This window comes from Desulfobaculum sp. (assembly GCF_054921475.1).
Map to the genome: position 1 here is coordinate 1 of NZ_JBUDSW010000218.1, position 6,597 is coordinate 6,597.

5 protein-coding genes are annotated in these 6,597 nt (G+C 62.5%); 4 read left to right on the top strand and 1 reads right to left on the bottom strand.

All coding sequences use genetic code 11. The features are described from left to right. Positions 1-215 precede the first annotated feature (215 nt). Positions 216-2,135 carry a TonB-dependent receptor gene (locus tag ACY69P_RS12970; RefSeq protein ID WP_462327775.1) on the bottom strand — a complete coding sequence of 640 codons (1,920 nt, stop codon included), beginning with the start codon at positions 2,133-2,135 and terminating at the stop codon, positions 216-218. A gap of 405 nt (positions 2,136-2,540) precedes the next feature. Between ACY69P_RS12970 and ACY69P_RS12975 the strand changes: the two genes are divergently transcribed. The 4 genes from ACY69P_RS12975 (at position 2,541) to ACY69P_RS12990 (ending at position 6,544) form a co-directional block, all read left to right on the top strand. After that, on the top strand, positions 2,541-2,852 hold the full coding sequence (locus ACY69P_RS12975; protein ID WP_404845491.1) for a hypothetical protein: 312 nt from the start codon (positions 2,541-2,543) through the stop codon (positions 2,850-2,852). 274 nt (positions 2,853-3,126) lie between these two features. Beyond that, on the top strand, positions 3,127-3,504 hold the full coding sequence (locus tag ACY69P_RS12980) for an STAS domain-containing protein (protein WP_462327776.1): 378 nt from the start codon (positions 3,127-3,129) through the stop codon (positions 3,502-3,504). Continuing rightward, positions 3,494-5,599 carry a chemotaxis protein CheA gene (locus tag ACY69P_RS12985; RefSeq protein WP_462327777.1) on the top strand — a complete coding sequence of 702 codons (2,106 nt, stop codon included), beginning with the start codon at positions 3,494-3,496 and terminating at the stop codon, positions 5,597-5,599. The genes ACY69P_RS12980 and ACY69P_RS12985 overlap by 11 nt, the downstream gene beginning before the upstream one ends. A gap of 126 nt (positions 5,600-5,725) precedes the next feature. Further along, positions 5,726-6,544 carry a CheR family methyltransferase gene (locus tag ACY69P_RS12990; protein ID WP_462327778.1) on the top strand — a complete coding sequence of 273 codons (819 nt, stop codon included), beginning with the start codon at positions 5,726-5,728 and terminating at the stop codon, positions 6,542-6,544. Positions 6,545-6,597 lie beyond the last annotated feature (53 nt).

Here is a 6,597-nt window from a genome sequence, read left to right on the forward strand (position 1 = left end):
ACGAGGGCAAAGCTCGCAAGAAACGCGATGAGGCGTCTGGCCATGGCGTGTCCCGTCCTGAAAAAGGGTTATCCCCGGGCAAAGCCGCTTGATGGCTTTGCCCGGGGGGCGTGTATGGCAAGCCGTCCCCCATTGGGAGAGGACGCACCCCGCCGCCACGGGTTGTCCGGCGGCGGAGGCGGGGAGAAGAGCGGACGGCGTCGCCGCAGTACGCGCTAGAAGGTGATGCGCGCGCCAATCATGCCGTTGATTCCCGGCATGCGGTAATCCGGGCGGTACTCGTAGTCCTCGTCCGTGATATTTTCCATGGCGAGGAAGACTTCGCCGCGGGCATCCCATGCGGGGATGTCGAAACTGCGGGTGAGCTTGGCGTTAAGCAGGGTGTGCTCGTCCACTTCCTCGGTGTTGGACGCGTCTTTTCCGCGGAATTGGTTCAAGGCGTACATGTCGGAGATGTATTCCGCGTCCACGGCAATGCGCCAGTTTTTGGCAAAGTCCCAGTTGACGCCAGCGCTGGCCGAGGTGTTCGGCACGTAGGGCATGTCTCCGGGGTGGGATTCCTGTGTGGTCAGGCTGGCGAACATGGACAAGGTGTCCGTGGGGGTGACCGTTACCGTGGCTTCAATGCCCTGAATGCGGTAGCTCTCCACGTTGTCCCAGACACCTCGCTTAATAACGACATACCTGTCGCGTCCGTCGTCGTTGAAGAAGGTCAGGTCCGCGCGGACCATGTCGGCAAAGGTGTGGCGGATGCCGATTTCACCGTGCCAGACTTCCTCGGGCGAGAGGTCTTTCCATGCGTCATCCTTTGAGCGGAGTACAACTTCCTGACCCGGGTAGACCACGCCCTTGGACGCCGAAGCGTGGATTTCCGTATCGCCGTAACCCGCGACAATACCCGCATGCGGCGCGGCGGCGTCGTCAAAGCGGTTGTGGGAGTAGAAGCGAACGCCAGCCGACGGGATGACATGCCAGCCGTACCGGTCGCCAATGAGCCAGTTGGCGCCAATGTAGGGCATGGTCAGCGAGAACTGGGGAACCGTTGCGGAATCGTCGGGCGTTGCGTCGTCAAACGTGTAACGGACGTTGCCGTCCCACCAGTGCTGATCGATGCCTGCGGTGAGTTCCAGCCCGTCCGTGGGGACGAGGGTCTGCTTGGCCTTGAGGCCCCAGAACCAGAAGTCGTTTAGGGTGTCGTCGTCATTCTTGGCTTGGTCGTACCAGTAGCCCTCACCCGCGTTGGCAAAGAGTTTCACCTCGCCGTAGGTCTTGTCGTAGGTGTTGGCGAGGGTGACGGTGGTCAGGCGCAGGCCGGTATCGTAGGTGCCTGCGTTGGTGTCCGAGTCCTCTTCGCCGGGGTCGTTGGCCGTGCTGGAGGCGGCAAGGGCGAAAAGGCGCATGTCCCAGTTGTCATTCAGGTAGGCTTCAAGGGAGCCGTACAGGCTGCCCGTGGCGCCGTCCGAGTGCGTGCGGTGGCCGTCGGAGCGGCGGAATCCCTCGCCGAGGGCGTAGGCATAGTCGCCTTTGTCGGCCTGATGCTCGACGGACTGGGAAAAGGTGCCGTAGCTGCCGCCTGCGGCCTGCACGGCGGTTTGCGTTTCTTGCCCGCGTCCGGTCTTTGGGATGATGTTGATGGCGGAGAAGACATCGCCAAAGCGGTGGGGCTGGGGCCCTTTCACCACCTCGATGCGCGCTGCCGGGTCAAGGGGCAGCAGGTCCAGCAGGGGGTGGTTCCATAGCCCCATGTAGACGGGCACGCCGTCGATGAAGGTTTTGATTTCACTGCCGGGGCGGCTGGAGCCCATGCCGCGGATGAATACCGCGCCACCTTCGCCGCCGCCAAACGCGCCAACGGGATTATAGCGCGTGATGGTGACGCCGGGGCTGCGGCGCAGGGCCGAGGACAGGTCCATGGCGTTGAGCTCGCGGATTTGCTCCTCGCCCACAACGGTGGTGGTGCCGCCGTAGTTGTCCACCTCGTTGCCGTGGATGATTGGATTGGCGACGACGTGCACCTCGTCCAGCGTGATGGCATTTTCCGGTGCGGCGCCGTCTGTGGCCTCCTGCGCCTGTGCGGCGACGCACAGCGCCAGCAGCTGACACAGGGCCAGCAAAATGGTGAAGAACCGTTTCATATATCCCCCCTCCTTACGGTACGGATTCATTGAGGAAACGTGCCGCATGCGTAGCACGACTCAAAAAGAGTGACAACTTCGTGCGAAAATGCTGAAAGACGTGTGCAGTAGGAGTGCATAAAATGAAAAACCGCGCAGGGTAAGGTTTCTTCGGGGCTTGCGTAGGCAATGGGTTGTACTGTCAACGGCCTAGCCCGCGCAAAGAGTGCACAGCCGCGAGGGCGCGCGCCTGCTTGATTTGCCGTCAGGTGATGAAAAAAATGCGTAAAGTATGCAAAAAGTTTGATTTGGGATGAAAACGTGGTTTCTGGGGATATGGGCGGCTGGTGGGGCGGGACGTCTGCGGGCTGCCGTTGCGGGGGGCGGCAGTTTCCTGTACTGCCTTGGCCCGAGGAGACTGACGACATGATTGAAAAATCCAACGTACTGAGGACCCTTCTGGAGCGCCTGAGCAAGCTGGAGATTGGTCACGCCGTTGACATCCGCACCTACAAGCGCGACCGCTCCGCCATTTTCGTCCGGCTGGAGGATGACCTCTACCGCGTGCTGGAGGATGGCTTTGAACAGCATGACGTGGAGGTGCCCTACAAGGGCCTGCGTAAGGAAATTAAGCGCATTCTGCGTGTGGAATTCCCCCGCAGCAACAAGGTGCGCATGTACGCGCTGGGCCGCTTCAAGGAGGCCCACCACACCGATCTTGGCCGCAAACGCATCTAGCGGGCGGCGTCAATCGGGAGCTCCGGCGTTGTCCCATCACGTCCATGTCCTTATGCTGTTTTGAGGCGTGGAGGGCGTGACCTCGGCTTTGCCGGGCTGGTTCCGTGTTTTGTATCCGCCTGTATCGTTTTTGTCGTGCATACCAAGGCCGCTCCGTCCGGGGCGGTCTTCTTTTTCCCTCTGTATTTCAACATACCGTCTTGATTGATTCCCGTTTTCGTCCTAGTGATGGTGGAATAGGGTTTTCTCTATTGCTTCCTTGAAGGGAGGTCGTATGGCGGAAGTGTCAATCCAGACAACGCAGGGCCGTCCCATCCTTACGATGACAGGAGAATGGACCTTTGATGTCCTTGCAGAGCACCGGGAGGCGGTCTGCGGCGCACTTGATGGCGCGCAACAGTTGACGGTGGACCTGTCCGGCGTAACGCGTGTGGATGCGGCGTTCTTTCAGTTTTTGCACGCCCTTGGGCGCGAGGCCGAGGGGCGCGGGGCCGTGGTGGAGCTTGCCCCCAAGGTTCCGGAGGCGGTTCGCAGTCTCGCACGTGTGTGCGGCTTTGCCGGGCCGGATGGGCTGGACTTTGGCGGCGCACGTGGCGGGCTGACTTTGCCGCGCACCGGGGGCGCCGAAGCGGGAGGCACCCATGGCGGTTGATGAAGCAACCCGGCAGATGCTGCGCGATGAGGTGCACGAAAACCTCGCCGAGTTGGAGGTGGCCATCCTTGAAATGGAGGCGGGCTGCCCGGACGGGGATTGTGTGGACCGCATCTTCCGCGCCCTGCACACGGTGAAGGGCGTGGGCGCCATGTTTGGGCATGAGGGCATTGCGGGCTTTGCCCACAGTGTGGAGAGCATCTATGCCCAAGTGCGCGAGGGCGTGGTGCCCGTGACCCCGCGCCTTATGAATCTCACCCTTGCCGCGCGGGACCACCTGCTGGCCCTGTTTGACGAGCCGGACGACGCCCTGCCCGAAGACGGCGAAGACATTGTGCGCGATATGGAGGAGTGCGCCGGTGTGCCCGCCGCTGTGGTTGATGGGGCGGCGTCTGCCGCGTTGCCGGATATTCCTGTGGATGTTCTGGACGTGCCCGCAGGGGCGGGGGCGATGGCGTCCTACCGTATCCGTTTTGCGCCCCTTGCCTCGGTGTTTGCCTCGCTGGACCTTGCCGGGCTGTTTGGGGAGTTGGAGGAGCTTGGCGAGTATGAGGCCGTCGCCCATATGGGTGATGTGCCGCCGCTGTCTGAACTGGACCCCGAGGTCTGCCACGTGCGGTGGGATATTTTTCTCACCACGGACCGGGGCGAGGACGCCATCCACGATGTGTTCATCTTTGTGGAGGGCGACGGCGTGGTGGACGTGGAGGTGCTGGAGCGCGAGAACGACGATGGGGACGACGACGCCGCGCCGCGCCTTGGGGACATCCTTGTGCGGCGCGGTGAGCTTGCCCCGCATGACTTGGAGGTCGCCCTTGGGGAGCACCAGCGCCTTGGCGAATTGCTGACGCAGTCGGGCCGGGTGGCCCCGGAGGATGTGCGCTCCGCCCTTGCGGAGCAGAGCGCCGTGCGCAAGGTGAAGTCGCGCCGCCGTAAGGTGCAGGCGGAATCCAGCATCCGCGTTCCGGCGGACAAACTGGACGATTTGGTCTCCCTTGTTGGCGAATTGGCCATTGTGCAGGCGCAGATAGCGCAGGCCGCCACCGACGGGAGCCGCCACCACTTGGCGCGCTTGTCTGAGGAATTGGAGCGCCTGTCCTCGCGCCTGCGCGAGCGCACGATGTCCGTACGGATGCTGCCCATTGGGCAGATGTTCTCGCGCTTTCGGCGCCTTGTGCATGATGTGGCGGCTGAGCAGGGCAAAAAGGTGGAGCTGGAAACCTTTGGCGCGGAGACGGAGGTGGACAAGACGGTGTTCGAGCGCATCGCGGACCCGCTGGTGCACCTTATCCGCAACTGTGTGGGGCATGGCATCGAATCACCGGAGGAGCGCGAGGCCGCGGGAAAGCCGCCGGTGGGCACCATCCGCCTTGGCGCGGCGCACACGGGCGGCGAGGTGAGCATTACCGTGGAGGACGACGGCCGGGGCATGGCTCCTGAGAAGATTTTGGAACGCGCCCGCAGGCTGGGCGTCGTCGGTCCCGATGCCGAAGTGAAGGCGTCCGAAGTGCTCCAGCTGATTTTCGAGGCCGGATTCTCCACCACGGAGGAGGTGACCAGCCTCTCCGGCCGCGGCGTGGGCATGGATGTGGTGCGCCGGGGCATCGACTCCTTGCGTAGGCGGGTGGATGTGGAGAGCACCCCCGGTCAGGGGACGAGCTTTGCCCTGCGCATTCCGCTGACCCTCGCCATTATCGAGGGCCTTCAGGTACGGGTGAGCGGCGAGTTTTACGTCATTCCCCTTGCCGCCGTGCAGGAGTGCCTGGAGTTTCACCCCGAGGAAGCCAATGTGCTGGACATCCGCGGCGAGATTATTCCGTGGGTACGCCTGCGCGAGCTGTTTGGCCTCAATGGTGACAAGCCGGATGTGGAGCAGATTGTGGTGGCGGGCAGTGAAAACCGCCGCATCGGGCTGGTGGTGGACCGCGTGGTGGGCGAGCACCAGACCGTCATCCGCAGCCTTGGCAAGGTGTACCGCAACGTCCGCGCCTTTTCCGGCGCAACCGTGCGCGCGGACGGGAGCATGGCCCTGATTCTTGATGTGCAGGGCATCGTGCAGACCATGCGCGAGATTGACGCCGGACTTGTGCTTTAATCGCCACAATGTGCTAGAATGGGATGTCCCGGTGGTGCCTGTAAGGACCGCGTATGAGGCCGGATGGAGGTGCAGGTGGGCAGTGATTCGAGCGGAGGAAGCACGTACGTGAATGTTCCGAAGACCATGTCGGAAAAGGATTTTCTGCGCTTTGCGGAGTTCATCCACGAAACGTGCGGCATCAAGCTGCAACGGTCCAAAAAGACCATGCTGGAGGCGCGCCTGCAAAAGCGTTTGCGCGCCCTTGGCTACGACAGCTATTCCACCTATGCGTCCTTTATCTTCAGCCAGCGCGGCATGGAGATGGAGCTGCCGCATCTTATCGACGCCGTCACCACCAACACCACGGATTTTTTCCGCGAGGCCCGCCATTTTGACTATCTGCTGCAATCCGCGCTGCCGTATTGGTATGCGGAGCACGGCAACGCCCGCCGTTTTGCCGTGTGGAGCGCGGGGTGCTCCATCGGCGCGGAGCCGTACACCGTCGCCATGGTGATGGCGGAGTTCACCGTCCATCGCCCCAGCTTCCGGCACTCCATTTTGGCAACGGATATCTCCGGGCAGGCGCTGGCCGCCGCCGTCCGCGGCATCTACACCGAGGACCAAGCCCGCGGCGTGCCCAAGGGGATGCGCTCCAAATACCTTATGCGCAGCAAGGACCGCACGCGGCGGCTCGTACGCATTGTTCCGGAACTCAGGCGGTCCGTGACCTTCCAGCGCCTCAACTTTATGGAGGACTTCCGGCTGGATGAGCAAAAGGACGTGGTGTTCTGCCGCAACGTCATCATCTATTTTGACCGCCCAACGCAGGAGATGATCCTTGGCCGCCTGTGCCGCCAACTGCGTGTGGGCGGGCATCTGTTTATTGGGCACTCCGAGAGTATAACGGGCATGGACCTGCCTGTGCGGCAGGTGGAGCCGACCATCTATATCAAGACCGACTAGCGCCGGACTGCGGCGGAGAGGAGAGGGGATATGGGCAAGATTCGCGTCATGGT

What these genes read in the sequence shown, in the direction of transcription:
- ACY69P_RS12975 (WP_404845491.1), top strand. Translation starts at nt 2,541, where the DNA reads ATGATTGAAAAATCCAACGTACTGAGGACCCTTCTGGAGCGCCTGAGC.
- ACY69P_RS12990 (WP_462327778.1), top strand. Translation starts at nt 5,726, where the DNA reads ATGTCGGAAAAGGATTTTCTGCGCTTTGCGGAGTTCATCCACGAAACG.
- ACY69P_RS12970 (WP_462327775.1), bottom strand. Translation starts at nt 2,135, where the DNA reads ATGAAACGGTTCTTCACCATTTTGCTGGCCCTGTGTCAGCTGCTGGCG.
- ACY69P_RS12985 (WP_462327777.1), top strand. Translation starts at nt 3,494, where the DNA reads ATGGCGGTTGATGAAGCAACCCGGCAGATGCTGCGCGATGAGGTGCAC.
- ACY69P_RS12980 (WP_462327776.1), top strand. Translation starts at nt 3,127, where the DNA reads ATGGCGGAAGTGTCAATCCAGACAACGCAGGGCCGTCCCATCCTTACG.